This is a genomic window from Pseudomonas sp. UME65 (genome assembly GCF_014170225.1).
Lineage (GTDB): Bacteria > Pseudomonadota > Gammaproteobacteria > Pseudomonadales > Pseudomonadaceae > Aquipseudomonas > Aquipseudomonas protegens.
This window is the reverse complement of sequence record NZ_LZZQ01000016.1, coordinates 701146-726227: the sequence shown is the minus strand read 5'-3', so window position 1 is coordinate 726227 and position 25082 is coordinate 701146. Positions and strand designations below refer to the sequence as shown.

The window sequence follows — 25082 nt, the reverse complement described above, 5'->3', positions numbered from 1 at the left end:
GATCACTCGCTTTAGAGCGAGAGGCCTGAATAGATTCCCCTATGCGGGTTCTATTCCTCGCGCTCTATCGATCCGTTCAGCTACCCGATACGCCGCTTCCAACTCAGAGCAGCCGTTCTCCTGCATCAGTGTCCAGCGCTCAGCTTTTTCCTCGGGCTCCGTCATGGCCAGGGCGAGATAGAGGCTGGGCGGTACGGCTCGAAACAGCGTCTCGAGCTTTTTCGACAGCACCACTCCCTCGGTGTATTTCCCCGGCTCCTTACTGGCGGAGAGCAGCAAGGCTTTCTGCGCTGGTGAAAGCTTTTTGAAACGGGCGATCTCTTCGATTTCCGCGGGCGGCATGTTCAAACAAATCCACCATTCGATCATGTTGAGCATGGTCTGCGCAGCCGTGGGAAAGTCAGCAAGGTTTTGCGTCGCTAGCCAGAACCATGCGCCGAGCTTACGCCACATCTTCGTGCCCTTGACCACGAATGGCGCCAGCAGAGGGTTTTTGGTGATGATATGGCCCTCGTCGGTGACCATGATGATCGGCCGTCCCAGATACTGATCGCGCTCGGCGATGTTATTCACAGTGTTCATCAGGCTGATGTAGCTGATGGACATCTGTGCCTCGTAGCCTTCGCGGGCATAAGTGGCCAGGTCGACAATGGTCACATCGCTTTCAGGCCAAGGCGTGCCTTCGCGATCGAACAGTTCCCCTTCGAAACCCTGGCAAAACAGGTCGATGGACTCGCCCATTTCCTGGGCGCGCTCACGACGTTTCTCCGGTAAATGCGGGTCGGCGGCGACGCGCAGCAAGGCGTCGCGCACGTCGCGAGTCAGCACCTGGCGGCCCGCATTGACGCAGGTCTGCGCCGCATCCAGGATGCACTCGCGGATCAGGCTGCGGTCGGCTCGACTCAGGCGGGCTTCTTCCTTGGGCTCGCCGCCGGTGATCATCAGTCGAGCGGTGATTTCCAATTCACCGAGAATGTCGCGCTGGTCTTCGCGACTGGTTACGACCTCATCGTCCAGCTCATCGATCGACAGACTGGCTACCTGGTCCGGCTGCTCGACCAGGCGCCAAGCGTCGGCGAACGGTGCGAGACTGACCGAGGCGCCAGGTTTCAATTGGACCTTGTTGACCGACAGGCCCTGTCTCGCAAAGTAGTCGCCCTGTAACCCGAAGGAGTTTCCGGCCTCGACGACAAACAGACGAGGGCGGTACACCGCCATGACCTGCATCAGCAGGGTGACCAGGGTCGCCGACTTGCCTGCACCGGTGGGGCCGAACAACAGCAGATGACCGTTCATGGCCCGATCCAGGCGTGACAGAGGGTCGAAGCTCAATGGCGAACCGCCGCGGTTGAACAGAGTGATGCCCGGGTGACCTGTGCCCGTGCTGCGGCCCCACACCGGAAGGAGGTTTGCCAGGTGCTGTGCGAACATCAGGCGCGTGTACCAGTTGCGCATGTCTCGGGCCGGGTTGTAAGCCATCGGCAACCAGCGCAGGTAGCTGTTGCAGGCGGCGACTTCATCGCCTTCGCGTACCGGCTGCAGCCCAGCACCCAGCAGAGCGTTGGCCAGGCTGACCGAGCGCTGGTGCAGTTGCTGCTCCTCGTGACCGCGCACGTAGAACGCCAGCGTTCCGCGGTACAGCTTGTGCTGGCGACCAATGATCGCGCGAGCCTCTTCAACATCTTGGCGGGTCTGGGTCGAGGCCAGGTTTTCACCGATGGCTTTGCGCGTCAGGCGGTTCAACTGATCCTCGAGTACATCCTGTGGTTTGACCACTAAAGTCAGACTCATCACCGTACCTTCGGGTAACTGGTCGAACAGGGCATTCACCGCGTCGCCTTTGCGGGTTTCGCCAGTGAGTTGACCAATCAAGGGCGCTCGGCGCAGCTTGTCCACTACCACGACTCGATGGGGCTGATCGTCAAAAAACCAGAGTCCATGCTGCACATCTGAACGCGGTTCGTTGAAGAACAGTCGCTCGGCAAAGTCGTGGTCGAAGGGCAGTGCCAGCGACTCACCGTCGCCACACTCCGGGTAGGCCACGCGGCGGTAGAAATCCTCGGGTGCCTCATCGGTGAGCGTGGGTGCCGGATTGAACCAGGGCAATAACCAGGCATACAGACCTCGGCCATCGACTCGCGTCGATTGCACCCCGCAAGCTTGCAACGAAGCCACGATACGTTCGCCAGCCTGATGCAGGGATTGCACGGGGGTGAGACCCTTCTCCTCCGCGTCAGACTCAAGCCAGCGATAGACTACCAGGCGCACCCGGCGGTCGTTACCGCGCCAGGGTAGGCGCGTCACTACCTTATCTTCAAACAGACCACCGGGCTTGGCGATGGCCTGCAGATGGCGGCGAGTAAGTTCCAGGTACGCTCCGGTGAAGACCGTGCCTCGCGCGCTGTCCTGAATATAATCGGTGAGCCGGGTCAGGCAGGGGGTGAAGTCGTTGTCGTCCTGGCAGAAAAACTGCGCCACCCAAGGCGCTTGATCCAGCTCGTCAAAGCTATCCTGCAGGGCATCCTCAAGTGCATCGCGGGCCGCCATCAACCAATCGGGTTCGCGCCCTTCGGTACCGATGGGCAACAACTCGAACACCGCGCCCACCGAGCGATTGTCATCCAGCAGAAAACACTGCTCGGTGTCGAGGTACTCGACCCAAGGCAGGTGATCGGTGAAGCTGGGGTTGTGCGCATAGAGTGCAGCTTCATCGGCCAAGGTGGCGTGAGGACGCAATGGGTTGCGCCAGGCTTTCCATGCAGAAGTGCGGTTCCCCGAGTCGCCGCTACGCACTACAAGTCTTCCTGACGTTCACCCGGCAATGCGTACTGCACCCGTTGGTAGAACGGAAAGACGGTCGAGTAACCCGGAACTGGTGCCAGCTCTGTCCCACTCAAATGTGGGTACACGTACAGCACCAGATCGGGATTGGGCAGGCGCGGGAACAGGTTGCGGATCTCGTTCGCCGCAGTGCGCGTGTACGGCTCCTGGAGAGACGCGGAGAAATCTGCTGGAGCCAACGGGCGGCGTAACTGCTGTCGAGCCTCCAGCAGTTGCTGCTGAGTGCCTTGCGAACCGGCGCCGTTCCAGATGTCCAGCATGGTTTGCTCGCCATGGGGCAGCAGCATGTCCTTGTCGGTGGAACACCCCGCCAGAACCCAGCAGAGCACGCTAATCCAGGTCAGGCAGAGAGGCATGGTCTTTTTCATGGCGAACGCTCCGGCCCTTGGGCTCGTAGTCGATGGTGATCTCATGGTCGAGGTGCAGCGCGACCTGTGCGGCCGGTGGCACGTACACGGCCGCAAAGGCCTCGCCATAGAGCTTGTTGACCCACTCGCGGATATCGCTGACCCCGCCACTGAGAATTGAATTCAGCGCGCTGTTGCCCTTGCTGTTGGTGACCCCGAAGGCACTGCCGCCCGAACTGATCAAGCTGTTGTTGTTCTGCTCATCCCCGAGCAAGGCGGCGACACTCGCACCGGCCGCAGTGATCAGACTCTGGCTGCCGAGGTACTGCTGGGCGTTCGAGCGGCGCTCGCCGGCGATGCACGGGATGCCATACGGGTCGGACAGGTAACCGAGTCCGCCACGGATCTTGTCGGTGTTCGAGCTCTGGGTGGTGGAGGCAGTGCGGCTGGCTACCGCCTTCGGCTGAGGCACCGTGCGGATGGTGCCATCGGTAAACACAAAGGTGATTGACTCGACCTGTCCGCGTACGCAGGACAGGGTCCAGTCCCCGGACGCCGTGCCACTCATCACGGCACCTGCGACGTCCGGCAGGTCGATGCCGTTGGCAGTCAGATTCTCCGGACCGACCAACACCTTGAAGGGATAGGGATCATTCACTGTGCCATCCACCGGGACTCGGCCGATCAGCGCGGTCATGGCGACCGAGCCCATCAATGTCGCGTTTTCGGGAATGGTGTAGACCGGCTTCGCGCCTTCGGTACGATCAGCGTATCGCGTCAGGTCACGTTCACCCTGGGTGGCTGCACGTAGCTGTTTCTGGCTACGATCAATGGCGTTATCTTTCAAGCCTTCCAGTGAGTTGAAGGCAGTCGGCAGACTCAGTGAGGAGGAGGTCGTGGTTTTGCCTCGGGCATCGGTGGGCGGAGCATCCGAGGGCTCAATCCACTGTAGCGCATCATTGGTAGAGTGCCGCCCTTCGAACTGAGTGCCGTCGCCGGGCTCAAGCCCCAATCCGATCGGCATGTCCTTGCTTTTGCCAGCCAGCCCCGACAACTGCTCCTGTAATTGCGTCAGCAGGCCGCGAGCCTGACGACTGTCTTGTTCCGCTTTGAGTCGGGCCTCGTTGGCTTGGCGGCGGCCTTCGTCGACCTGCTGGGTCACACTGCCAAGCGCGGTCTGGATACGCGAATCGACACTGCTTTCCCGCTCGCGTAGGCGGTTGTTTTCCGTCAACAGCGAATCGTTGTGTTTCTTCAAACTGAGCATGTCACTGCGCATGGCCTTCACCTGGCCGACCAGGGTGGCGACCGTGTCGCGTGGGGTATCGCCCGCAATGCCGAGCGACTTGGCTTGCTCGGCGGATAACTGAAGGTTGCCCTGATCAACCGGCTTCTCAGGAGAGGAACTGCTGTCACCCGCAACCCAGGTTTTCAGGATGATCAGCACCACGGCCAGCAGCGCAGCCGGTACCAGCCATTTGAGCAATGCATTAGCCTTCATCGCCAGCACCTCGCGCAACGGGCAGGAGCAGCACGGCTTGCTCGAGGCTGGCACCGCGGGTGACAAGGTAGGCGATCGTGGTGTCTTCAGCGCTGCCGACAGGCCCGAGGAAAGCATGCTGGAAGGCCGCGGCGAACAGCTTGGCCTGAAGCCAGCGCGGATCGAGTTGCACCGTCGCTGAACCACGGTTGCGTAACTTCACCGCCGTCACCCAGTAATCACCGAGTCGCCAGGCGGCGATAGGCATACTGGACACGTTTTCGGTGGGCAGCAGGGTCGGCAGTTCAGTGCGCAGCTTGAGCGGGACGCGGCGTACACCGGGCAGGGACTCCACGGTGCGCAGCGGCGCGTACAGGCTTTGCGCGGCGTAGCGCGTCAAAGCGACTGGGATCGGTGTGCGTTCCGGAACAGGGACGGTGCTAGATTCTGCCTCGGTAGCTTGCATCTGAGCATTCTTAAGAATACGCACAGGCTCCAGCGGTTGATCACCGGGAGTGGCCGCGATGTCCAGGAGGATGATCTCGCCCGTCGCGACCGACTGCAGTTGCAGGCGGGTCGGGGCAATGGCTTCCGACGCGCGCAGGTACAGCGTGCCGCCAGTTGATTGCACGCGCAGCTTGCCCGTCAGGGTCGAGGGCACGCCGACGCGAACAGCCTCATCGACAAAGACCACTCGTTCATGATTGATCACCAGCGGGACCGCGAGGGGGAGGCGTTCCCAATGCATCAGCTCGACGGCCTGCGCAGCAACTCCCCATAGCATCAGTGCGATGGTGAGCCCCAGGGTAGAAATCCGCGTCATGGCTCACCTCCAGGCAGAGCGATTTTTTGCGGCGTGCCCTGATAGCAATCCAGTGCCAGCCCCCACTTGTTGCGCTCGGGATCCTGGTCGAAACGCACTACGCGTAATGGATAACGCACCACCACCCGTTTCACCGGTTCGGCGGCGTAATACTCATCGGCATTGAGGTCGAGCTTGACCAACCAGCTGTCGCGGTCGAGTTGCTTGACCCTGAGTTCCGGATCCTCGCTGTAACCTCGTCCCAGGATTTCGTAGACGCCACGCACCCGCTGGCGCAGTTCGCCAGCGGCCTTGCGGTACTCGTAATCGCCGTCGAGGAAGGCCTTGCAGGCGGGTGTCAGGTAGGGCTGCAAGCCATAGATGGCGCGGCGATAATCCTGCTCGCCATCCGAGGGCCAACGGTTGAGTTGGCCAAAGATATACAGGGCAAAGGCATAGACATTCTCCGAGGGGATATCCCACCACTTGCGCGTGCTGCCCGAGCGTAGGTCTGGGGGGACATGCACAGTCAGATCGGTCGGTGCCGAGCGCCAGCCGTACCAAAGTCCGGCACAGACTAGGGCACCGATCACTACCGCCAGACGCAGGCTGAAGATGTGGGCCTGTTGGGCATCGACCTTGTTCCGAAACCGGCTCATGGTAGCCACCGGGACAGGGCAGGACGGAGACGGCTTGAGCGGCGAACCGTCCAGGCACCGGAGTGCAGAATCAAACTTCCGCGACCCAGACGCCAACGGCTGGCAAGCATCCATTCGAGCTTGCGGTACAACCAGGTCTCGGGGCGAGCCCGTTTGGCCCGACGCAGTAGTGTGCCACCGGCAAATAACACCACCGCCATGCCTGCGATCATGCTGGTCGGCGCCACGGCAATGGAGGCGGTGGCGATCGCCAGCGGAACGCCTAGCAGCAGGCCAATGACCGCACCGGTGCCGAGCGCTACCCACATCTCATCATTGGTCAAACCACGCAATACGGCGGGATCACGGTTGAGCCGCTCCGGCAGAAAAACCAAGGTGCCGTCGGAAAGGCGTTCGATAGTGTCGTTCATGCCTACCTCACAGAATCGCGGCAGCCTTGGTCAAAAACCAGATAATGATCACCACCAACAGGGCGCCGATACCGACCACAGCGCCGAGATCCTTCCAGGTCTTGCGTTGGTTCTGTACGTCGGCGTATACGGTCAACGAGTGCCACGCCACCCCCAAGAAAGCGAGTAGGGCAATCAGCAGACCGAGCAGGATGCCGCCGTCGTAGGCATAGTTTTTGATCGTCTCGATTAACCCAGATCCTTCGCCACGCGAAGGGGCCTCCATGGTGGGGAGTTCGGCAAAAGCCAGGCTTGGACCGAGCACCAGCAGCAGGCCGAACAGGCGCTGACTGGCACGATCACGCAAGTTATTTTTCAGAGGGACAAGGCACTTAAGCATGATGGTGATCTCCGGTGTTAAGACAGGGTGAAGAACATCAGAACCAACAACGCGAGCAACACGCGTGCAGCACTACCGCCAAACGCGCCGAAGCGCACGCTGCCGGCGGCCCAGCCGCGGTAAGCCGTCCACATCACCCATGCGCACCACAGCAAGGTCAGAATCAGAACCAGGGATATCCAGAGCGTCGAACTGCTCTGCGATGAAAAACCGGAGGCGTTTTGAAACGCAGCGCTCTGAGTTTCAGTCATGCTCATGGCAAGGGCTCCGCAGGCGGAGTGTCGAGGCGGTAATCACCCACCAGCTCACCAGGGTCGCGAGGTTGTGCGCGGGAAGGGGATAGATAACCCTGTATGCCGTCCCGTATGTGTTGGATGTCCCTGGACAGGCGGGGATAGTCGAAGCGATAGCGATCGTCGGGAGCCGCCGTGTTGTCTGTCATAGCTCGCGCCGTAAGGCGCTCGATAATTTCGAGCTGCTGCTGGACTCGGCTGAGCTGATCCTGCTCATGAGCAGATGCGGCATAACTGCTGCCCTTGGCGATAGCCAGCGAGAAAAGCAACAAGAAGCGAAAGGCGGTAGTTGGCATGATACTGGCCCGTGAAGATATGGGAACAGAATCAAGTCAGAGGTCGAATGACTCAGCATTAAACGCGAGGTGGGACCTATCGCTTTTTTTGGGGAGAGCCGAATAGGTCTGCTCACATACATCAGTAGTCGATTTGGTTAGAAAAATGCTCAGAAGAAAATTTTGAGCTCAATCATAGTGTGTTGTTCATACGACAATGTGTGCGTAAGTTAATTCAGGGCCAGCATAGGTGACGAGGAGCTAATCATCGCCTAGCATTAGAATGTTCATTCTTAATTACGCTAACCTGAAGGAAATTTCAGATGTCTCGTTTGGCTGAATTTCGCAAGCTTGAGCAACAACTGGCTGAACAGCTCGCAGAGCTTGAGTCGATGAAAAGTGATTCCGGCCTGAAAAAAGAGATGGAGTTTGAGAGTAAATTGCGGACGTTGCTTGGTGAGTACGGCTTCAGCTTGAAGAACATCATTAGCATTCTGGATCCGGAAGCTGGCCGTCGTACCTCAGGCACGGCAGTTTTTCCCGTAAAAGCAGTCCGCAAGACTAGAGACGTGAAGATCTACAAGAATCCAAACTCGGGTGAGGTAATCGAAACCAAGGGCGGAAATCATCGGCAACTGAAAGAATGGAAAGTCGAGTTTGGCGCGGATGTTGTCGACTCCTGGCGTACTCAGTAAGATCGGTTTGATGACAAAGGGCCTGTAAAGGTCCTTTTTTCGGTGGGAATGATACATCTAGGGTGCAAGTCTTGAGCCCATCCTGCAACAGTTTCAATTGGTGTTTAGATCCTTGATGTTCCCGCAATCTTGGGCGACTGCATTTCACCTAATGTTCTAGCTCATAGTGGGAGTAGTGGATGATCTCTAGCAGTTTTTGCACTCATATGGAATATCAGTTTTCGGTCGTTGGATCGCTATCCTGGCATCAGAATGTTTAAAGGGATTTTTTCCGAATCAGAGATACTTCTTGAATGTGGTTGCCGTGATTGCCGTAGTGATGCCGAGCATCACAGCACAAGGAACAAACACAGCCATGGGATTGAGCGAAAAGGGCAAGGACAAGTAAATAACCCACGGCACGATCAGCAGTGGTATTACGGCTCGTTTCGCTCGATGGTAGACAAAGCTACTTTCTCGCCCTGCGCCAAATTTACGTAGATCCCGGCGCATCAGTCCATCAACAAAACCGGTCAACATGGCCAACAGAAACAGAGGGGCGGACAGGACCAGAATGGTCAGGCGCACCACGAAGGTGAAAGTGACACACACCGCCGACAGTACAAAGTCCTCGATATGTACGTAGAACTGGTTGATCCAGCTCCAGAAGCCGTTGCCCTGGCTCGAAACCCGCGCCTGCTGGGCAAAATCCGCAAAGCCTGTTTTGACCAGCACCCACTGATAGAGGAAATCCAGCCAGTGGGTAATCGTTTGCCCAGGCTGTTGGATAAGAAGTGAAGATTTAAAGTGCTCGCTAAGCCAACTTAATTCACTTCTCAGCATGGCCTGACTATGCCGCCAGCCCTGGTCTCCCCAGAAAAGCAGCAGGCCAGCGAACTCGATCAGGATCGAGAACAACAATGAGGCCATCAACAAGCCGATGACGCGTAGGACTAAGCGGATCGCCGAGATGATCAACCCTGGACGCTGGATCGGCTGTTGCACGGTGTGCTGAGCGGGTGTCGCCATTGTTCACCTCTATGCGCGCAGCGGAATTCGTGTGGTCACGACGTTTTCTGGATCGTGTACTACTGAATAAAAAAAATATCGCGGGGTGGGCTACCCCACCTGATCCAGATCGAAGTTTTCTGTTGGCCCGCCTCCGTTGACCGTCCACCACTGTCCCACCTGCGCGTTGTAGGTGGCGCGCATACGGTGTGCGAGCTCCTGCAGGTTTTTGGGCATGGCATCGTCGTTGGACGGCTTAGGCAAGGGCATGCGGACTTTCCAGAGCTGCCCACCGGACTGGAAGGAGAACATTTGCCCCTTGGGCAAGCTGACGATGTGAGCGGGCTCAATCAACGGCACGCTGGTGCTGCTGACGCGGTCCTGGGAGGAGGACGTGAAGTCTGTATTGGCTTCGGGGTCAGAGGTGTCAGTTGCGCCCGATACCAGGGTTCTGGTGAGCACGTTCACCTTCGGTAACTGCTGAGTGAGCAGCTCCGCGGTGGCGGTCTCGCGCACGCGGAGCATCTGCAGCGTGTTGAAATTACCGATCACCTGGCCGGCCTTGGCACGGCTACCAATGCGCGCTTCGATATCGCTAAGCGTCTGGGTGTAAGCCGTCACCTGGATGCCGACACCGCCACCTTTGTTGATCAATGGGATGAATTCATCACCCATCAACTCGTTGAACTCATCGGCATGCAGGTTGATCGGCACCTTGTCACTGTTGCTGCTTGATTGGGGCAGTCCATGGTCGACGCCATGTTTGTAGATATGGCCTGCGACGGAGACCAAGTCGGCGAACATGGAGTTGCCCACCGCGGCGGCTACCTCGGCATCGGTCAGCGCGTCCAGACCGACATACACAATGCCGCGTTTGCGGATGATCTGCATCCAGTCGAAGATCGGCCGCGGGTCATCCAGGTCGGTGTAGTTGGGGGCCAGCAACTGGGCGGTTTTGCCGGTGGTGAGTTTCTCCAGCAGTGGCAGCAGCGAGGCGACGATTTTGTCGAAGTAGGTGCGGTCATACCGTACCGCAGAGCGCAGCCCATCCAGCACTGGATCGAATACTCTTTTCGCCGCCAAGTATTGCTCGATGGCTACCACGCGCCGCTCACGCCCAACCATATGCCGGGGAATGTTCTTCTCGGTGAGCTTGCCCTCGAGTTGGACGATCACTTCCCAGGCCTTCGAGTCGTTCTTGGCGAAAAACTGTTGAGCGTATTCGATGAACAGCGCATCGATGTTGACCACATGACGTTGGATCTGCAGGTAGTCCGGACGTCGGCCCAGCTCGATCAGCGCTCGAGCGATGATGTTGACGAAGCGCCAGGCAAACTCGCGGAAGGCTGCGGAATTGCCTTCACCACTGAGCTGCCCGGCGATGCGCGATGCTACCTCCGAGATACGCCCGAAGCGTCCCACGGCGTTGTAGCGAGCGGAGATCTCCGGCCAGCCCAGATGGAAAACATAAAACTCCTTTTCCCGACCGGCGCGTTTGGCTTCGACGTACATCCGTTTGAGCAGGTCGGCATCGCCTTTCGGATCAAAGACGATCACGACCTCGTGTTCGACGCGGTGTATGTCTTGGGTGATGTACACCTCGGCGAGCCGCGTTTTGCCAACACGCGTCGTGCCCAGGACCAAGGTGTGTCCGACCCGTTCGCCCAGTGGCAGACTGACCACCGTTTCGTCGGGCTCAACCCCATGCAATAGCGTTGAGCCACCGACCGGTGGTAACGGTCGCAACGGGTTGAACGCGTTATCCCAGGCGGTGACGCGCGCCAATGTCGACAGGGGAAACGGCGCATGTTCCAGGCGTCTTTCGAGTCCACGGGCCAAGCGGTAGTGCGTCGGTTGGTCGACGTAGTGAGCGACAGCCGGATCCTGAGCCTCGACCAAGCGCTGGGTATGCAGGCGCGTCCAGCGAAAGCCGCGCCCCATGAATAGATATTTACGGCTGACCGGAATCTGCCGGCTGGTCAGTTCGTAGCGGGGCAGCCGCCGGATGTTGTGCCGATAGCGCACTACCTCCCAGCCTTGTCGCAGGCGTATGAAGCCAAACAGGGCATAAGCTAACGCGGCCACCAAACCGATTTCGGGTGACAGGGCCACGGCCCAGGGCGAGTACAGGCACAACACGGCGGCTGCAAGGCAGATCGCGACGGTGTACAGCTCCACTGCTGGCCGAAGCTTTGATTCCATCGCATGCTCGGCCATGACATGGACTCACTGTTCCAGCGAGGTACTGGTGATCAAGACGGGGTAGTGTTCGATCTGCAGGCGTGTGGCGATGTCGTTACCATTGACCGGGAGGATGGTAACGCCGGGGGCAAGTGCTCGAATCCGGGCTAAAGCCTCTGCGTCGGCCACTTCGACGGCGAAGCCTGCGGCACCCAGTTCGTGTAGTTCAGCTGCGCGTTCACGCAACCAAGTCAGTGACTGGCGATCGTCACCGACCAGAAAAAATGCTTGCAAGCCCGGCATGTTCAAGGCGCGAGATGTGATCTGGCCGGGGCTCAGGAGGGCGCTGTGAACAGGCAATACCCAAGTATCATCGGCATACTTGGACAGGTCCGCATTAGCGGGCAAATCAGCCGGAACTTTGTGAGCTGTCGGCAAAGCTGTTGCCGGAGTATTGCGTTGACTGAGGTGGCTAGCCGAATCCCCAGGCTCGATTGGCATCGCCTGGGCGAAAGGTGCCGATAGGAGGCTGAAGCAACAGGTTAGGAGGATTCTCTTCATGGCGGTGTGCCCTGTTTGCTGGAGACCAACAACCTTTGAAGTTGGCGGGAAAAACCAGCGCGGTAGCGCGCAGCTGGCGCTCCCCCTGCGGGTCGGTGATAGCGTCCTGCAGCGGATACCCAGTCACCGGTAGCGGCGTGATGCTCCTGCAGCAGGGCAGCGGTAACGGCGAGATTTTGGTAGGGGTCTAGGGCCTCACAAGGACTGGAAAAGCGGTGTCCGTGGTAGCCCAGGTTGGTTTGTCCAAGTCCGGCATCGACTCGCTTGGCGCCATACTGCGTGAGAGCCAGCAGCAGTGCATGACAGGCGGCTTGTTGCGTCGTAAAGCGATAGGGCATTCCAGCAATGTTCAGCGTCCACGGCCATGGCAGCAGTTGGTCACGGACCCGGGTACCGCTTTCCTGTAGGGTAATCGCGAACAGTACGGCCGAAGGTATACCGGCCTCATGTGCCGCCAGTTGGTAGGCCGGCGGCGGGAGCTCCTCTGCCTGAACCGCTAGCATCACTAACATCAGCGCAATCCCATTCAGTCGAGTCGTTGCCATTGGCCATTCACCTGTTGAAATGTGGCTGGCAAGGGCCCCGGGGCACCCAGGCTGAACCAACGTCCACGGTCATGGTTCAAGGTTATTTGCCGGCGCTGAACCTTGGCAGGATCAATGTCTGCTTGCCGAGCCCAGCTGAGAACGAGCTCATCCTCGCCTTGACTGCCCACCAGGTAGATGTCGAAAGCCGTGTTGCTGCTTTGCAAGCTCTGCGCTTTGGCAATGCACGCTGAACAGCGATCTTCCACAAACAGTGCTTGGCGTGGCACGACCGGCGAGCTGGCCGGGGATGCCATGCCCTGAATCGGCAGCAGTCCCGGAAACAGCTTGGCCCAGGCCGCGGTGTAAGCGTTCTGATAGGCAAACTCGCGCTCGGCGCGTTTGGCTTCTAACGCTACTTGCAACTCGGCATAGCGCTGGCGCTCTTGGTCAGTCTCGGCCTCGACTCCGAGTGTGGTCAGTGGATCGAGGTTTGGGCTCCAAAAACCGCGGGGGCCTGCTTGGATCTGTTCGAAGCGTGTCCATTCCTGCTCAGTTAGACCCCAGTTTGGGGCCTGCCTGGAGTCAGAGCGTCTCAGGGGGGCAGGCTGCGTGTCCTGGAACTGTGACCGTGTCGTGAGGGGACTCCCTACCGCAGCACCTGCACTCAACAACGACACGAGACAGACGATGGAGAGGAGTGGCGCTCTGTTCATGATCGCCTCTCAAGGCCAATACACGGTCTGGTCTGGCTGAGCGGCCACCGCGAAGACGGCTGAGTTCGGTTCCAGTGTTTTCAGTTGCCAGGTTCCGAGCTGTTCGCCGCTATGGAGCAGTCGAACATCCGTGAGCGAGCGAGAGTGATGAGGTGCAACTGCTAGAAAGCTCTCGCCACCGCGGGACTCGACACTCAACACTGAGAACGGAGGTGATAGAGGGACGGGCTTGGTGCGATCTGTTTTTCTGGGTTTGATCTCCGCAGGTAGCGGTGTTGGTGGTAGGGACGATGGCTGAGGCTTGATGTCGATGAGTTTTAGTTCGACGTGCTCAACGCGTGTGCTTAATGCCGCCAGGTCTGCCTCAGTCGCACGGGTTGTCAGACCGTCGCGCAGCTCCTGTATTTCCTGGACCCATTGATTCAGCATCGGATCGAGGGTGTTGGCCTGTTGCTCGCCGCTATCGACCATTTGTTTCAAGTCTTTCACCGCGTACTGCAGCTTCTCCTGGGCGTCTTTTAGGGTGTTTGAATCATGTTGCAGGGTGTCCAGGGTCTGTCGGTATTGCGTGGCGGTGCTCTGCAGCTCGGTCATGTGCCGATGCTGGTTGAACACGCCAGCGCTCAGGCTGGCGACTGCCAGGCAAAGCAATCCTACGATGAGGGTTTGAAAGGTTGAGGCCTTCATCGGCGAGCCTCCGACTGGTGAGTTGAAGCAGGGGCAGGCGATGCGATGCCGTGTTCAGGTTTCTGTTGTTCGAAGCAAACTGAGCGGCTGACGTCTTCGGTAGTGAGTTGCCAGGCGGGGCCTGCGAGTACTTGCAGCGCGCTGCGTAATGGGATTGGTCCAAGCCGGTAGTGGGCGGCAGGCAGGGGGCGAGTAAAAAGCGTTGTCACGGTCCCGGCGGCAGGACAGAGCGAATAACCTGAGCGCTGCAACACGTAGTGCATTGCATCCTGTACTGAAGAACTCAGGTTGGAGGGCACACTGACGTCGATAATTTGAGAGAGAAGGTCGCGTTGTTCCGGGGTGGCCTCGGTGCTGACTAACGTGTAGCGGCCATAGCGGAGTTCTGCCGGGTGATGTGCTTTGCCATTGTCTCCCGAGAGCCGGGCACCCTTGGCGCCAGTGTCGATTTGCGGATCGCTCGGCAATGGGGTGGGGATTTGCGCGGCGCAGGCGCTAAGCAAACTCAGCAGGCAGATAAGTGTGAAAAAACGCTCCATGGAACAAACCTCATGTCAGATTCAGTGCAGAACCTGACATGAGGTTATGGAGCGGATCAGTGAGAAAGTTGATTCAAGACGGGTCGTGTTTACGCCGAACACGTGACTACTCATCAAAAATGGCGAGTCCATCCAAGACAGCAGCATCAGGATCGAAGATCAACAATCGCACATCTGCCAGTGCCGCGAGATACAGTACGTTGACCAAGGCTTCTGGTGTGCCAGCGTCGAGTTGCTCTTGCCTCAGCCATGAGTAAGCAACCGTGTCGAACTTCAAGCCATTTCAGCGAAGTGTTTCTGATCGCGGATCATGGCATTCAGAATCGTCAGCAGCTTTCTCATGCAGGCAACCAAGGCCACTTTCTTGCTCTTCCCAGCAGCCAACAAATGGTTATAAAACTGTTCTATCACGGGGTTATGGAGCTTTGAAGACAGAGTTGCCATGTACAACACACTTCTTAGTTCGGCTCGACCACCCCAGATCCGCCTGCGGCCCTTAAAGATACCGCTATCGCAGTTGTAAGGAGCCACACCTACCAACGCAGCTACCTGCTTGCGATTGACCTTGCCTAGCTCAGGCAGCATCGCTAACAACGAAAGCGCGAGCACGTCACCGACACCTTTCACTTCACGCAATAAGTCATAGTTAGCCTTCCAGATCGGGGAAGCCTTGATTGCATCGTGTAAATCATCATCGGTATTTTTAAGTCGCTTCTGCAACCACACAACATGCGCCTTGATGTCCTGTTGAAGTGCTTTAAACACTGCTTGCTTCAAACGCGACTGTTCCGCCACCAGCATGTCGATGATTTGACGACGTCGTACCAGCAGATCTGCCAACTCACGAGCATGTTCATCCGCAAGTTCGCGAATAGCGGGCTTAACTGCTTGGGCAAACTCGGCAATGATCCGAGCATCCAGTGCATCAGTTTTTGCCAGTTGGCCTGTAGCCTTCGCAAAATCACGGACCTGCCGAGGGTTGACAATAACAACCGGTAAACCAGAAGCGGATAGCTCAGCGGCGGCTAGCCGCTCGAATCCGCCTGTTGCCTCCAGCACCACCAAAGCTGGTGTCTGTGCCTTGAGATATTTGGTTAAACGCTGAATATCGTCATGCGTGTTAAGAAACTGCTCGACCTGACCAGTCGTGCTGACAAATGAATCCAGCGTGCTCTTGGAAACATCAATTCCGACAAGTGCAGAGTCTTGGTTCATGGTGATTTCCCCTGTCCAACCTTGCAGAATCGGGCTTTAAGCCCAGGCAACCGTTCGGACTAATTTAGGAAGGAACCTGCCTCGACCCATGCTCACTCACGATCTCGAAATCCGAGGGCACCGCGATCTGAGGCAGGTAGAAATTAGCTTACAAGGGCGGCCCTCGATCGTTAACAGGTTATCGTCAGCCCAGGGTGTGCCGATCAACTTACACCCGACGCCATGGCAGTCGCTCAAGGTAAAGGGCTCGAACAGCAGGCCGGTTGGTCTGCTGCCCAAGCTGCCAGCCCGGCGTCCCAAGTAGCGCACCGTTTCTTCAGTGAGGTGTGCGGTGCTGATTTCCCAGGCTCGACTGTAGTGACCTGTTTCGAAGCGTAAGCGGTGGACCATGGCTTGGGCTTCTTCCAGGGAGTACAAGTCGCCGACGTGATGCCACTGGTTGAACATTTCGCCCCTCACGGCGTAGATCACCTGCCGTACCAGTCCCGTAGATTCGCACTGCTCATCCAACTCATCCGGAATGGATTGGCCTTCACTGATTAAGGCGAAATCGTCATTAAACAAGCACGTGTACTGTTGCAGGGCATCATCAGGCAGATGGGCTTGTGAGTCGTGTACGGGGCGAAAGCAGGGAGGGCAGTCGTTTTCATAGGTGATCAGTAACAGCTGTTCGATCTGAAAGTGGTCGTAACCGCGTGCAAATGGGTTTGAGCTTGGCTGCGGAGTTACTGCTTGCGGGAGAGGGTTCATGTGAAGTCTCCAGAATGAAAATGAACAAGGCGCCATTCGGCGCCTTTGAGGGTTAAAGCCAGCCATGTTCGGCCAGGGAGAACGGACGACCTTTGCCTACGATGAAGTGATCCAGCACCCGTACTTCGACCAAGGCCAAGGCGTCTTTCAGCCGTGCGGTTAAAGCACGATCTGCCAGGCTAGGCTCCGTACAACCGGAAGGGTGGTTGTGAACAAGAATGGCGGCCGCGGCGTTATGAACCAGGGAGCGTTTAACGACTTGGCGGGGGTAAACACTGGTGCTATCAATGCTGCCGTGAAAGAGGACTTCGAACGCCGAGACGCGGTGTTTGGCATCGAGGAAAATCACCGCGAACACTTCATGTTCCTGCGGTGCCAGTTGCAGTTTTAGATATGCAGCGACCGTGTCGGGTGACGTTAGGTCTGGGCCTTGGGCAAACAGTCGACGATCCAAAATATGCAGGGCTTCGTCGATCAGTCCATTTTCTTGGGTAATGCGATCAGCTTCGAAGTCCGAGGTCTCAATCTGTGGGTGTGAGGAGCTCATGGTGGTACCTCTGATGGGGGAAATCAGGGGTACACGCCCTGATGGGAGTGGTCCCCCCAGGGTGGGTGTGGAGTCGTGCGTGTTAGCCGATGACGTTCTGTTTACAGGCGAGTGAAACGGTGGCGTTGGCCATGTAGTAACGAACCACAGCTATCGCAGGGTAATGAGGAAAAGGCTTTTATGCCCCAGCCTGCGTCTAAGTTGAAGTCGGCGCTGATGGGCATTAACTGCATCAGGCCATGATGTATCGCGGCAATGCGCTGCTCGATTTCATGTTCCGAGTGATAGAGCGATAACGTGCTGTAATCCTCGTAAGCGGCACCGAACAGGCAGTCGTCGCAAAGCCAGAAGGATTCCATGAGGGGCCCCCAGTGTAGATTGGAAAAGGCGCTCTAAGGAGCGCCTTGCTGAGGAACATCGTGAACTGTTCAGGCGGACTGAACGGTACGTGTAGCATCACCGCAAGTTGTACCTGCAACGGGTGGGGAGACGGACTCGAGTCGAGTCTGTGTTGGCGTTTCGATCTCCTCAGCGTCGGTGTTAGCCGACGATGAAGAGGACTCACTGATGGGCGCTGGCTCAGCAGGTGCTGTTGCCTCCTGCCTGGCGGGCGCTTTGTATTCGAAGGTGCCATTGACCTTGATCCAGTCGATGAACAGCAAACGGCCCTTCAGGCCGGCGCCCGGCTGACCTTGCTTATCGCCTTTCTCGTAGAGAAAGGGATCGATCCACAGATCGCCGATACGGAATGACAACAAGACTTTTTTCTCGGCGTTGACGGCGTCTTTGTAGAGTCGGATCAAGCGTTCAGCTTCACCCCCAGCGACTTTGCAATCGAAGCGGGTGTATTCCACGGCGTTGGAAGCGCCGTGTAGGGCTGAGATATCACAGGCCATGAACGGCTGGCCGCGGCGCACTTGTACCTCGCGAACGCGGTTGAGGTAGCCGATGCCGACGGTGTGCAGGTTGAAGTAAGTGGTCGCTTCTGGGGATTGGTTAGCGTGGGCCATGGTGGTTCTCCTGTTTCAAGGGAAAACGGTGACGCACGGTCCCTGGCGGGGAGGTGAGCCCCCGTCAGGGTGGGGAAGGTGAAGACGCGCAGTGAACTATTCACCACCGGTAAGCCGGTGATGATGAGCGTGATGCGTCTGGGGAATAGCAGCGCAGCAGAGGAGCGTCTGCGATGGATCCGAAGGTCTGGAGTAGGGGGCATTCATCACCGCCGAAGCAGCAATCGTACGAGCTTCCGAACGCTGGTCGTACTTGGGGTAAACCACCACATAAGTGGCGTAGCCTTGAAGGTTCAAGCTACCTGGGCTGGGCTGTCAACGACAGCGAACCATGCTCTTTGTATATGCCCGTCACAGGGGGGCGTCAAGGCGCTGTAACTCGATTTTTTATGGCCAGAATACAATGGCAGTTGGTGGACAGAAGAAAGTGAAGAGTGGGCCTGGCGGTGAGCCAGGCGAGGAAGATAACAGCCACCTTTGGTGGTCAGACGCAGTCGACAAGTGCCTCGTAAAACTTGGTTTAACTGCGCCATGAGTCACCAACCGACCCTTGTCGTGGCCTGGATCGAAAGCTGCTGGCACGCATCCGCGCACAAAGGGTGCCCAGTGTTTCCCCGGTGGGCGCCGGGACTGAAGGCGGTCGCCGCAGCGGATGACCGCTATTGCCTGTTAGAGGCAACAGGGGTCATCCGCCACCCCGACCTGGTCGAGCACAAATAGGAATAAAACTCTCTAGAGGAGAGGGCTCCGAACTCAGGGAGTCCGACCGAGCTACCCGGAGCGAGTCGGTCTTGGGCCGCCGTTGGCGATGATCCAAGGGTACTACAGCAAGGAAGGCGGGGCGACGTCAAGGTAAAGAAGCCCGTAGCACTCCCTGGATCAAATGGCAGTAAAAAGGGTTACTTGCTGCCGAGATGAGCGGCCAATTGCTCCACCGTGGCCAGGATAAAGGCACGGTCGTTTTCCTTCAGGTCACTCAACAGACCGGAGATCATGTTGGCTTGATCGATGGGGCGATTGCTTGACTCGGTGAGCAGCTCGTCCATTCGGCAGTCGAAAATTTCCGCCAGTTGCATCAGCTTGATAACGGACAACTCCACCACACCCCGCTCCAGTCGCGATATGGCTTCACTGCCGATTCCCATCCGCTCCGCAACTTCTTCCTGAGTCAGATTACGCTCGGTTCGGTGCTTCGCGATCATGCGTCCGATTTGGACTTGGGTTGGATGTCTATGTGCCAAAGGTTGAGTTCTCCAGTTCAACCCGAATGGTTGAGCAAAGACTCGCTGACATGAACATCCTTTAAGGTTGAGTATCGACTCTTTGGGTTGTTATCATGACTGAAATATCCGTTCATCGCGACGCTGCTTCGATTCCCCAGGGATTTAGTGGTCGGGATGGTCAGTGAGAATGGATGAGTTGATTAGGTGAATCAGAGGAAACGCTGCGCATGGAAGAGAAGAGTAAAAACGGTACGGATGAGATTTGGGACAGGACAATGGAGTTGTTCATCAGCATTCATGATTTCCCTGAAAATCCTGAGCACTTCAACAGCCTTGTCCATTGGCTCAACGAACATCCAGCCCACCTGCAGGCTTTCAATGAGTTGGGGCAAATCTGGATGGCGACGGGCGTTGCCTTGGCCCGAGAGGTCGGACAGCCCCTAACCGAGTTAGAGGGAGGTCTGTTGCCACTGATGGTGCACTGACCGAGGTTGAATGTTGTCTTTGGGCGCTGAAGCGGTGATTTGGCACGTCCTCCAGGCAGCGTACAGCTGCACTTTCATTGGCGAGATTGATTCGGAACCTAAAGTACCTAAATAGAGGTTGTTTTCGTTTCGGCATCGGCTAAAAACGCAATGAGCTGTTTGTTCTTCACGTTGTTGCTTGGGAGGCAGGACGGATCAACACGAAAGGTAAGTGACCACCGTCCTGAAGGTTCACGAAAGGCGGCATTTTTTATGCCGAAATTGCGTCAAGCTGTGCTTTGGTCATCGGTTTTTTCGGGGCTCGTTTGTTTAACAGGGCGTTCCTTCATGACCGTGCTGAGCACCCGGTGAGGCAGGATTCCAACTCGGCGCGCTTCGATCTTGAAGGTCACCCTTGTGTTTTCTTCACTGTCCTCCCACTCATCCCGCACCGTGCGGCCCTCGACCAGCACTCGCATGCCTTTCTGGTACAGCGTGCTCCAGTGTTCGGCGTCCCGGTGCCAGAGCTCGACCGGCGCCCAGTAACCACCTCGGTCTTCATAGCTACCATCACGCGGTACTGGGTTGTCGAAGTACACATTCAGCCTCAACAAGCATCGAGGTTCGTCATTGCCTGAGGCAAACTCCTGGAATTCTGGCGCACTGCCGATGTTGCCTTCGCCGACAAAAAAAGTGCTCATTGTCATACCTCCACTGCTGTTTTGAACTGGCGCAGTAGCTGCTCGGCACTGCCCATTTTGATCGCGCAGGTCGTGGCCTGGCGGTAAAGTGAATGCACCACACTCATCTGTAAGTTCAGAGCAATGCGGTCGCATTCGATTCGCTGCAATCCCTCGCGTACGGCCTGTGACAAGGCTTTGTGGGAGACTTGGCGCTCCCAGACCGTAACCCCCATGCGGGTAAAATCACGGGTGCGCCAACGCAAAAAACTGCTGCCTGCGCTGGTGTTCTGCAACACCAATCGAATGTTCAGCAGTGAGAAAGGGGGCTGGGCTGCCTGCTGCACGGAAACCTCCATCAGATGACGTAACTGCGCCTCGATCTCCTTCGCTATTTGCGCCAGGTACTCCAACTCCCCCTTACCCTTAAAGGGCCTTAAAAGGCCTTTTAGGGAGGCAGCGTGTTCGAGTTGTCGATAGGCATCCTGTGTCAGCACTTCAAAAGCGATGGGTTGAACTGGGAGCAGGGGATTCATGCATCGTCCTCCGGTACTTCCACTGTTACAAAGGACTCTCCCTGGTCTTCGGCTGAGTCGTTAGGGGCATCTACTGGTATCGCTCCCTGACGAATGATCGGCGGCGCAAACTGGGAGCGGTGATGTCCTTCAAGGATGTCCGTGGGGGGGAGTCCAAATTTCTCGATGGCCGCCAGGGCGCGTGCGTTGTTGGTCGCCATGTCATCGCGGGTGACGCCGGCATTTCGATAACGCTGCGCCTGGCCGAACAAGCTGCGCAGCAAGTGAGCACCGTCGTCGATCCAGGCTTCCATGTCCCTGCGACCGATCAACGCGGTGTGATGGGCCAATAGGGTCCGGCGTACCAGGGTGTCGTAGTCGGTCAGCAGGTAGACCGCCAGAAAACCCAGCTGGCTGCCGATGTACAACGGCAAAGTGACGGGGTGAATGTTGAGGTTGTCACTCATATCTATCTGGGTCGGCAGGTCCTGCCTGATTCGATCCAGCTGCTGGGTCAGTTCCAGCATCCCGTTCTTGGCCTGCGTCAGTTTTTCTTCGAGCTGTACGATGGCCCAATCGGCATAGGGATCGTCCTGGGCGGCGGTTTGTTTGATTAGGTTGGTGACACTGATGTAGCCCGCCATCCCCATGATTGAGTGAGCGCCTTCGCGTGCAGTTCGACCTTGCCAGATTCGGGCGGCGTGGTGCGTGTGCAGGGTCAGGCTGATGCTGCTGCGCAACGAGCCCAGGTTGAGTTGGTAGTGATCGGCCACGGTATTGTCCTCGCAAAAGCTTGGACGGGAACGTTGCGACAGAAGAGGGTTAGGGGCAGCCAAAAAGCTGAATGCGGCCTGTTCGGTTTGGTGAAAAGGGGCTAATAACTGACGTCTATCTTCATGGGAAGGATTCCCCTATTGTTCCCTAAAAATTTCATAGTTTGGTCCGACGTGTTCGTCGATTGGAACTCCATGGATTTGATGCCACTGGCATCAAATCTACTGACTTCCACCGCGCTTGCCGCGCAGTTGACGCAGCTCATTCAGGCAGGCTTGGGCAACGGCAGAAGCGGGTTCGCCCTGTTGTCGAGATGGTCGCGAGGGGGGAGGTGAGGGTGATTCTGCAATGGATACCGGTTCGGCCTGACCTGCCCAAGGATGAAAGTCGCCTTTCAGCGCCCGCTGGATCAGTCCCATCAGATAGGCCGCGGGCTTGCGGACACTTCCTGCTGTACAGCGTGCCCCCGCTTCGTTGAGCACCGCCTGCCGATCTGCAGATTTGAGCTTATTCAGCGCCACAGCGACGGCCTGACGCTCGCTTGGGCTCAGGTGCAGTTGAGTGGGCCAGAGCAGGTTATCCACCGCTGGGGTCGCGCGCGGTACAGTACAAATACTTTCTTTTAATACAGTACCGGCGGCGTTCGGATTCCGAACGGTGCCGGAAACATTGGTGTTCAGTCCCGGTTCGGAATCCGAACGAGGGCCTGCACGATTCCGAACGCAGTGATCCTCCCCCAGTTCGGAATCGTGCAGAGTGGTATGCGTGGCCTGATCCAATCCTTGCTGTGTCCAATGTTCGCCCCAACCGTCGAGCCGAGTCGGTAACCGATCCCGATCAATATTCGTGTCCCGACGGACTTCTTCCACAGCGTGCTGAGCAACAATGCGCACGGCCTTGGTCGCATGACCGAGGGCATGTCCGACCAGCTCTAGGTAATCCTGATCCAGTTCCATGGCCTCGGCGGGAGTTAACGGCTCATCGTGCAGAACGTACAGAGAACCTTGAAGGCGTCCGCTGAGCTGATCGCGCCCGCGACTCACCAAACTGAGCCAACGCGTCAACCTGAGCATCGTCAACACCCGAGCAATGGTTTCACGAGAGGCTGATACGCTGTAGGGCACGCTCGACAGGTAAGGCTGTAAATCCTCGTAGCGTGGCGTGACCATGCCCTGGCCCTGGAGCATCAGTCGAAACACTTGCCAGGCATTACGCTCCAGCGGCGTCAGCCGATTATCCAAAAGCAACCGACGCGGCACGACTTCGTGTGACTGGCCGCTGAACAGAAAACCAGCTTGTAGTGCCTGGTTGGAGGGATGTTCAGTGGCGGGGCGTGCGGGCCAACGCTCACTCAGTTGCTGGGTACATTGCTGCAGGACACGTTGCCAGCGAGAGGAAGGGGCGGTGTTCATGTTCCATCGCTGTACTGGTCAACTTGCTGCCACACGATGGTCAAGCTGATCTGTTGTTCTTCGGCCAGCATCATCATGGCGTCGAGCTGATCCTCGGTACCGTCTTGAGCGCGTAGTTGGCACCATCGCTGCCAGAGTGCATGTTCCTGGGCTTCACTCAAGTTCTGAGGCCGACCCTTGCGGGTTTCTATCTTGAGCAGACGGCGACGCAAGGCGGTTTCCGAATGCGCCAAGCCGAAGCACTGATACATGATGGTGCTGCTGGCACCCAGTTTGAGCGCTCGGTTGATCAACCGTTCGTTCTGCTCGTCGCGTTCGGCTTGCTCGATCAGCCGATGTAGTACCGGCGAGTCGATCTTGATCTCGACCCAAGACACAGTGGCATGGGCCAGGTGTGACAGCGTGGTGGGCGGTAAGGATTGCAACAGATAGATGTCGTCCTCACTCAGTCCAAGTGCCTTGCAGCGTTGCAGGTTACCCAGGCGCAGCTCATGCAGCACCTGGGTCAGCATGGCCTGGTTGAGGACGTTAAAGGAGAGGCTCATGGCAGCTCCTCCGGTGAGTTGTCTTCAGGGGCAAGCGTTAAGTCGATCAAGCGGCGGGCCAAGCGGATGAGACGATACAGTTTGATTAACAAACTGTCGGGCAATCGTTCGAGACCTACATCGATGACGGGACGGTCTAGCAGGGGGACTTGGTAAACCCCCAGCAACAGTTGCCCGAACAGGGCTGAGGGTAGTTGCTTGCGATCGTCCCAATTCACGTCATCTTGAGCGCGCAACAGAGCCAGGAGCATTAGGTGAACGCCGGTCGCTCTTGGTGCAGCGAAATCAAGCCGTTCGATGTCCAGAGCGAAGCCCAGGCCAAGCGGCTGATCGATGATGCTCTCTGGATGTCCGGCATAGGCCGCCATTTCCCGCGCCAGTTTGGCGATGGCTAAACGCAGTTGTTCGGGGCTATCCAGTGCTGGTGCAATGACCCAGATGTCGTCGGTCGTGCAGGCTTCGATGAGCGATGCTGCTTCGGTGGCTGTCTCGCGATTGATCTGTTCGCGAATCTGTTGAATGCGTGACGGAGGACTGATTGCTGATACAGCATTCGCTTCGGGTGCTGTGAGCAGTTCCTCCCGCGCAGTTTCAGCCCGGGTTCTGGTCTCTGTGGGTTGGAGGCGGGGCTCGGAGGAAGGGGAGCCTGCCGCGGCTTCATCAACGCTTGGCGGATGGCTGTTCTCAACGCCAGGCGTCGAGATCACTCGTTGGGTATCGTTCAGTTCCAGGGCCAACATACGGTAGGACTGTCCGAGCAAGCGGCTCATGCGCTCGAGCAGTTCGTCTTGGATCTGCTCAAGATCTAAGGATTCAGGGTCAGCATCGAAGTTGCCCAGGGTCTCTACCCAAAACTCGGCGAACGCTAGGGTGTCGGTTGGATAGCGGTTCCAGGTTCGTTGCGCTTGGCTACGCAGAGCGATCAGGCGTTCGATCTGGGGCTTACCCAACCCGGCATACAGGACTTGTGGAATGGCGGGCAGTAGGTGTTCAAGGGTGTCGAGCATTCGGCTGATGTGCGTCTGCGAAATTGGATAGCCTCCGGCGGCAAGACGTCTTGCCAGCTCTCGTTGCGATAGGGCAGCTCCATCCGGTTCAAGCATCGTTTTGAGTTTGGCCACGGCCAGAGCTCGTTCGATAAAGGTGAGTTGGCCGTGCAGGTCGCTTTCGGCCAGATGGCCGAGCAGGGTGTTGACTTCATTGGTCCAGGGGCGGAACAGGCAATGAATGCGAAAGAAGCGCTCGTCGCGGGTTTCCTGCCACAGTTCGCCGAGAATCGCCAAGCGCGTGTTACCTCCATTGCGGATTATGAAATAGGTTTCGCCCGGGCGACGGGTAATCGGCGGTGGTTGATCCAGCCCGCGTTCACGGATCGATGCCTTGATATCGTCATAAAGCGGGTTACGAATGAAGCGTGGGTTGTGTTCGTAGGGCCGCAGCTCCTCCAGTGTGACCAACATAGGCGTGTCAGTAAGTGGATCTGACAACCGCTCCAGTTCTGGACCTCGAGGAAAGTGGTCCTGGTGCAGCTTGTCGGTGATCTGCTCCTGACTGAGCTTCTTCATCTGAAC

General features: G+C 57.6%; 30 protein-coding genes and 1 pseudogene. 2 read left to right on the top strand and 29 right to left on the bottom strand.

The features are described 5' to 3' along the window. Nucleotides 1-39 precede the first annotated feature (39 nt). Genes A9971_RS28380 through A9971_RS28340 form a run of 9 tightly spaced genes read right to left on the bottom strand, consistent with a single transcriptional unit; the run spans nucleotide 40 to nucleotide 7507 of the window. Nucleotides 40-2793 carry a conjugative transfer ATPase gene (locus A9971_RS28380; protein WP_183000271.1) on the bottom strand — a complete coding sequence of 918 codons (2754 nt, stop codon included), beginning with the start codon at nucleotides 2791-2793 and terminating at the stop codon, nucleotides 40-42. Further along, nucleotides 2793-3209 (bottom strand): TIGR03751 family conjugal transfer lipoprotein, encoded by a 417-nt coding sequence (locus tag A9971_RS28375; RefSeq protein ID WP_183000270.1) that lies wholly within the window; start codon nucleotides 3207-3209, stop codon nucleotides 2793-2795. The genes A9971_RS28380 and A9971_RS28375 overlap by 1 nt, the downstream gene beginning before the upstream one ends. Continuing rightward, complete coding sequence (locus A9971_RS28370) at nucleotides 3172-4689, bottom strand: TIGR03752 family integrating conjugative element protein (protein WP_174395427.1); 1518 nt, start codon at nucleotides 4687-4689, stop codon at nucleotides 3172-3174. Before A9971_RS28370 ends, A9971_RS28375 begins: the two co-directional genes overlap by 38 nt. Beyond that, a complete protein-coding gene (locus tag A9971_RS28365; protein WP_183000269.1) occupies nucleotides 4679-5491 on the bottom strand; it encodes a TIGR03749 family integrating conjugative element protein in 813 nt (270 codons plus the stop codon). The genes A9971_RS28370 and A9971_RS28365 overlap by 11 nt, the downstream gene beginning before the upstream one ends. After that, complete coding sequence (locus A9971_RS28360) at nucleotides 5488-6129, bottom strand: PFL_4703 family integrating conjugative element protein (protein ID WP_183000268.1); 642 nt, start codon at nucleotides 6127-6129, stop codon at nucleotides 5488-5490. Before A9971_RS28360 ends, A9971_RS28365 begins: the two co-directional genes overlap by 4 nt. Continuing rightward, a complete protein-coding gene (locus A9971_RS28355) occupies nucleotides 6126-6539 on the bottom strand; it encodes a TIGR03750 family conjugal transfer protein (protein ID WP_174395430.1) in 414 nt (137 codons plus the stop codon). The genes A9971_RS28360 and A9971_RS28355 overlap by 4 nt, the downstream gene beginning before the upstream one ends. A 7-nt stretch (nucleotides 6540-6546) precedes the next feature. After that, nucleotides 6547-6918, bottom strand: a complete 372-nt coding sequence (locus A9971_RS28350; protein ID WP_174395431.1) for a TIGR03745 family integrating conjugative element membrane protein — start codon at nucleotides 6916-6918, stop codon at nucleotides 6547-6549. Between the two features lie 17 nt (nucleotides 6919-6935). Further along, on the bottom strand, nucleotides 6936-7175 hold the full coding sequence (locus A9971_RS28345) for a TIGR03758 family integrating conjugative element protein (protein ID WP_174395432.1): 240 nt from the start codon (nucleotides 7173-7175) through the stop codon (nucleotides 6936-6938). Beyond that, nucleotides 7172-7507 (bottom strand): RAQPRD family integrative conjugative element protein, encoded by a 336-nt coding sequence (locus A9971_RS28340; protein ID WP_174395433.1) that lies wholly within the window; start codon nucleotides 7505-7507, stop codon nucleotides 7172-7174. The genes A9971_RS28345 and A9971_RS28340 overlap by 4 nt, the downstream gene beginning before the upstream one ends. Nucleotides 7508-7809: 302 nt before the next feature. Here A9971_RS28340 and A9971_RS28335 point away from each other — a divergent pair, with 302 nt between their 5' ends. Then, complete coding sequence (locus A9971_RS28335; protein ID WP_174395434.1) at nucleotides 7810-8181, top strand: histone-like nucleoid-structuring protein, MvaT/MvaU family; 372 nt, start codon at nucleotides 7810-7812, stop codon at nucleotides 8179-8181. Nucleotides 8182-8457: 276 nt separating this feature from the next. Here A9971_RS28335 and A9971_RS28330 read toward each other — a convergent pair whose 3' ends face one another. The 14 genes and pseudogenes from A9971_RS28330 to A9971_RS28265 form a co-directional block, all read right to left on the bottom strand. Continuing rightward, a complete protein-coding gene (locus tag A9971_RS28330; protein WP_174395435.1) occupies nucleotides 8458-9189 on the bottom strand; it encodes a TIGR03747 family integrating conjugative element membrane protein in 732 nt (243 codons plus the stop codon). Between the two features lie 90 nt (nucleotides 9190-9279). Then, nucleotides 9280-11385 (bottom strand): type IV conjugative transfer system coupling protein TraD, encoded by a 2106-nt coding sequence (gene traD, locus A9971_RS28325; RefSeq protein ID WP_174395436.1) that lies wholly within the window; start codon nucleotides 11383-11385, stop codon nucleotides 9280-9282. A gap of 9 nt (nucleotides 11386-11394) precedes the next feature. Continuing rightward, nucleotides 11395-11910: an integrating conjugative element protein gene (locus tag A9971_RS28320; RefSeq protein ID WP_174395437.1), complete on the bottom strand. Its 516-nt coding sequence runs from the start codon at nucleotides 11908-11910 to the stop codon at nucleotides 11395-11397. Further along, nucleotides 11907-12455: a lytic transglycosylase gene (locus A9971_RS28315; RefSeq protein ID WP_174395438.1), complete on the bottom strand. Its 549-nt coding sequence runs from the start codon at nucleotides 12453-12455 to the stop codon at nucleotides 11907-11909. The genes A9971_RS28320 and A9971_RS28315 overlap by 4 nt, the downstream gene beginning before the upstream one ends. Next, nucleotides 12437-13150: a TIGR03759 family integrating conjugative element protein gene (locus A9971_RS28310; RefSeq protein WP_183000267.1), complete on the bottom strand. Its 714-nt coding sequence runs from the start codon at nucleotides 13148-13150 to the stop codon at nucleotides 12437-12439. Before A9971_RS28310 ends, A9971_RS28315 begins: the two co-directional genes overlap by 19 nt. A gap of 9 nt (nucleotides 13151-13159) precedes the next feature. Then, complete coding sequence (locus tag A9971_RS28305; RefSeq protein WP_174395440.1) at nucleotides 13160-13837, bottom strand: chemotaxis protein; 678 nt, start codon at nucleotides 13835-13837, stop codon at nucleotides 13160-13162. Further along, nucleotides 13834-14376, bottom strand: a complete 543-nt coding sequence (locus A9971_RS28300) for a PilL N-terminal domain-containing protein (RefSeq protein WP_174395441.1) — start codon at nucleotides 14374-14376, stop codon at nucleotides 13834-13836. The genes A9971_RS28305 and A9971_RS28300 overlap by 4 nt, the downstream gene beginning before the upstream one ends. A gap of 106 nt (nucleotides 14377-14482) precedes the next feature. Continuing rightward, nucleotides 14483-14632: pseudogene (locus A9971_RS28295) on the bottom strand (ABC transporter substrate-binding protein); the annotation flags it as partial. A gap of 17 nt (nucleotides 14633-14649) precedes the next feature. Next, nucleotides 14650-15591, bottom strand: a complete 942-nt coding sequence (locus A9971_RS28290; protein WP_174395442.1) for an IS110 family transposase — start codon at nucleotides 15589-15591, stop codon at nucleotides 14650-14652. Between the two features lie 96 nt (nucleotides 15592-15687). Beyond that, nucleotides 15688-16341 (bottom strand): ABC transporter substrate-binding protein, encoded by a 654-nt coding sequence (locus A9971_RS28285; RefSeq protein WP_226524832.1) that lies wholly within the window; start codon nucleotides 16339-16341, stop codon nucleotides 15688-15690. Nucleotides 16342-16393: 52 nt separating this feature from the next. Next, nucleotides 16394-16888 carry a DNA repair protein RadC gene (radC, locus tag A9971_RS28280; RefSeq protein WP_174395443.1) on the bottom strand — a complete coding sequence of 165 codons (495 nt, stop codon included), beginning with the start codon at nucleotides 16886-16888 and terminating at the stop codon, nucleotides 16394-16396. A 101-nt stretch (nucleotides 16889-16989) separates the two neighbouring features. Continuing rightward, on the bottom strand, nucleotides 16990-17247 hold the full coding sequence (locus tag A9971_RS28275; RefSeq protein ID WP_174395444.1) for a hypothetical protein: 258 nt from the start codon (nucleotides 17245-17247) through the stop codon (nucleotides 16990-16992). A gap of 69 nt (nucleotides 17248-17316) precedes the next feature. Then, nucleotides 17317-17898, bottom strand: coding sequence for an STY4534 family ICE replication protein (locus tag A9971_RS28270; protein WP_174395445.1), 582 nt, complete (start codon nucleotides 17896-17898; stop codon nucleotides 17317-17319). 899 nt (nucleotides 17899-18797) lie between these two features. Beyond that, nucleotides 18798-19139, bottom strand: a complete 342-nt coding sequence (locus A9971_RS28265) for a helix-turn-helix domain-containing protein (RefSeq protein ID WP_174395446.1) — start codon at nucleotides 19137-19139, stop codon at nucleotides 18798-18800. A gap of 209 nt (nucleotides 19140-19348) precedes the next feature. Between A9971_RS28265 and A9971_RS28260 the strand changes: the two genes are divergently transcribed. Continuing rightward, a complete protein-coding gene (locus A9971_RS28260; protein ID WP_174395447.1) occupies nucleotides 19349-19606 on the top strand; it encodes a hypothetical protein in 258 nt (85 codons plus the stop codon). A gap of 266 nt (nucleotides 19607-19872) precedes the next feature. Here the strand turns inward: A9971_RS28260 and A9971_RS28255 are convergent, their stop codons facing one another. From A9971_RS28255 to A9971_RS28230, 6 genes are all read right to left on the bottom strand, one after another. Further along, complete coding sequence (locus tag A9971_RS28255) at nucleotides 19873-20286, bottom strand: single-stranded DNA-binding protein (protein ID WP_174395448.1); 414 nt, start codon at nucleotides 20284-20286, stop codon at nucleotides 19873-19875. A 2-nt stretch (nucleotides 20287-20288) separates the two neighbouring features. Beyond that, nucleotides 20289-20801, bottom strand: coding sequence for a DUF3158 family protein (locus A9971_RS28250; protein ID WP_183000266.1), 513 nt, complete (start codon nucleotides 20799-20801; stop codon nucleotides 20289-20291). Then, complete coding sequence (locus A9971_RS28245) at nucleotides 20798-21553, bottom strand: PFL_4669 family integrating conjugative element protein (protein WP_174395450.1); 756 nt, start codon at nucleotides 21551-21553, stop codon at nucleotides 20798-20800. The genes A9971_RS28250 and A9971_RS28245 overlap by 4 nt, the downstream gene beginning before the upstream one ends. 222 nt (nucleotides 21554-21775) lie before the next feature. Further along, nucleotides 21776-22966 carry an STY4528 family pathogenicity island replication protein gene (locus A9971_RS28240; RefSeq protein WP_183000265.1) on the bottom strand — a complete coding sequence of 397 codons (1191 nt, stop codon included), beginning with the start codon at nucleotides 22964-22966 and terminating at the stop codon, nucleotides 21776-21778. Continuing rightward, nucleotides 22963-23511 (bottom strand): DUF2857 domain-containing protein, encoded by a 549-nt coding sequence (locus A9971_RS28235; RefSeq protein ID WP_174395452.1) that lies wholly within the window; start codon nucleotides 23509-23511, stop codon nucleotides 22963-22965. The genes A9971_RS28240 and A9971_RS28235 overlap by 4 nt, the downstream gene beginning before the upstream one ends. Then, complete coding sequence (locus A9971_RS28230; RefSeq protein WP_174395453.1) at nucleotides 23508-25076, bottom strand: ParB family protein; 1569 nt, start codon at nucleotides 25074-25076, stop codon at nucleotides 23508-23510. The genes A9971_RS28235 and A9971_RS28230 overlap by 4 nt, the downstream gene beginning before the upstream one ends. Between the last annotated feature and the right edge of the window lie 6 nt (nucleotides 25077-25082).

Coding starts and splice junctions, on each gene's coding strand:
- A9971_RS28375 (WP_183000270.1), bottom strand. CDS start 3,209: ATGAAAAAGACCATGCCTCTCTGCCTGACCTGGATTAGCGTGCTCTGC.
- A9971_RS28370 (WP_174395427.1), bottom strand. CDS start 4,689: ATGAAGGCTAATGCATTGCTCAAATGGCTGGTACCGGCTGCGCTGCTG.
- A9971_RS28365 (WP_183000269.1), bottom strand. CDS start 5,491: ATGACGCGGATTTCTACCCTGGGGCTCACCATCGCACTGATGCTATGG.
- A9971_RS28360 (WP_183000268.1), bottom strand. CDS start 6,129: ATGAGCCGGTTTCGGAACAAGGTCGATGCCCAACAGGCCCACATCTTC.
- A9971_RS28355 (WP_174395430.1), bottom strand. CDS start 6,539: ATGAACGACACTATCGAACGCCTTTCCGACGGCACCTTGGTTTTTCTG.
- A9971_RS28350 (WP_174395431.1), bottom strand. CDS start 6,918: ATGCTTAAGTGCCTTGTCCCTCTGAAAAATAACTTGCGTGATCGTGCC.
- A9971_RS28345 (WP_174395432.1), bottom strand. CDS start 7,175: ATGAGCATGACTGAAACTCAGAGCGCTGCGTTTCAAAACGCCTCCGGT.
- A9971_RS28340 (WP_174395433.1), bottom strand. CDS start 7,507: ATGCCAACTACCGCCTTTCGCTTCTTGTTGCTTTTCTCGCTGGCTATC.
- A9971_RS28335 (WP_174395434.1), top strand. CDS start 7,810: ATGTCTCGTTTGGCTGAATTTCGCAAGCTTGAGCAACAACTGGCTGAA.
- A9971_RS28330 (WP_174395435.1), bottom strand. CDS start 9,189: ATGGCGACACCCGCTCAGCACACCGTGCAACAGCCGATCCAGCGTCCA.
- traD (WP_174395436.1), bottom strand. CDS start 11,385: ATGGCCGAGCATGCGATGGAATCAAAGCTTCGGCCAGCAGTGGAGCTG.
- A9971_RS28320 (WP_174395437.1), bottom strand. CDS start 11,910: ATGAAGAGAATCCTCCTAACCTGTTGCTTCAGCCTCCTATCGGCACCT.
- A9971_RS28315 (WP_174395438.1), bottom strand. CDS start 12,455: ATGGCAACGACTCGACTGAATGGGATTGCGCTGATGTTAGTGATGCTA.
- A9971_RS28310 (WP_183000267.1), bottom strand. CDS start 13,150: ATGAACAGAGCGCCACTCCTCTCCATCGTCTGTCTCGTGTCGTTGTTG.
- A9971_RS28305 (WP_174395440.1), bottom strand. CDS start 13,837: ATGAAGGCCTCAACCTTTCAAACCCTCATCGTAGGATTGCTTTGCCTG.
- A9971_RS28300 (WP_174395441.1), bottom strand. CDS start 14,376: ATGGAGCGTTTTTTCACACTTATCTGCCTGCTGAGTTTGCTTAGCGCC.
- A9971_RS28290 (WP_174395442.1), bottom strand. CDS start 15,591: ATGAACCAAGACTCTGCACTTGTCGGAATTGATGTTTCCAAGAGCACG.
- A9971_RS28285 (WP_226524832.1), bottom strand. CDS start 16,341: ATGAACCCTCTCCCGCAAGCAGTAACTCCGCAGCCAAGCTCAAACCCA.
- radC (WP_174395443.1), bottom strand. CDS start 16,888: ATGAGCTCCTCACACCCACAGATTGAGACCTCGGACTTCGAAGCTGAT.
- A9971_RS28275 (WP_174395444.1), bottom strand. CDS start 17,247: ATGGAATCCTTCTGGCTTTGCGACGACTGCCTGTTCGGTGCCGCTTAC.
- A9971_RS28270 (WP_174395445.1), bottom strand. CDS start 17,898: ATGGCCCACGCTAACCAATCCCCAGAAGCGACCACTTACTTCAACCTG.
- A9971_RS28260 (WP_174395447.1), top strand. CDS start 19,349: ATGGAAGAGAAGAGTAAAAACGGTACGGATGAGATTTGGGACAGGACA.
- A9971_RS28255 (WP_174395448.1), bottom strand. CDS start 20,286: ATGAGCACTTTTTTTGTCGGCGAAGGCAACATCGGCAGTGCGCCAGAA.
- A9971_RS28250 (WP_183000266.1), bottom strand. CDS start 20,801: ATGAATCCCCTGCTCCCAGTTCAACCCATCGCTTTTGAAGTGCTGACA.
- A9971_RS28240 (WP_183000265.1), bottom strand. CDS start 22,966: ATGAACACCGCCCCTTCCTCTCGCTGGCAACGTGTCCTGCAGCAATGT.
- A9971_RS28235 (WP_174395452.1), bottom strand. CDS start 23,511: ATGAGCCTCTCCTTTAACGTCCTCAACCAGGCCATGCTGACCCAGGTG.
- A9971_RS28230 (WP_174395453.1), bottom strand. CDS start 25,076: ATGAAGAAGCTCAGTCAGGAGCAGATCACCGACAAGCTGCACCAGGAC.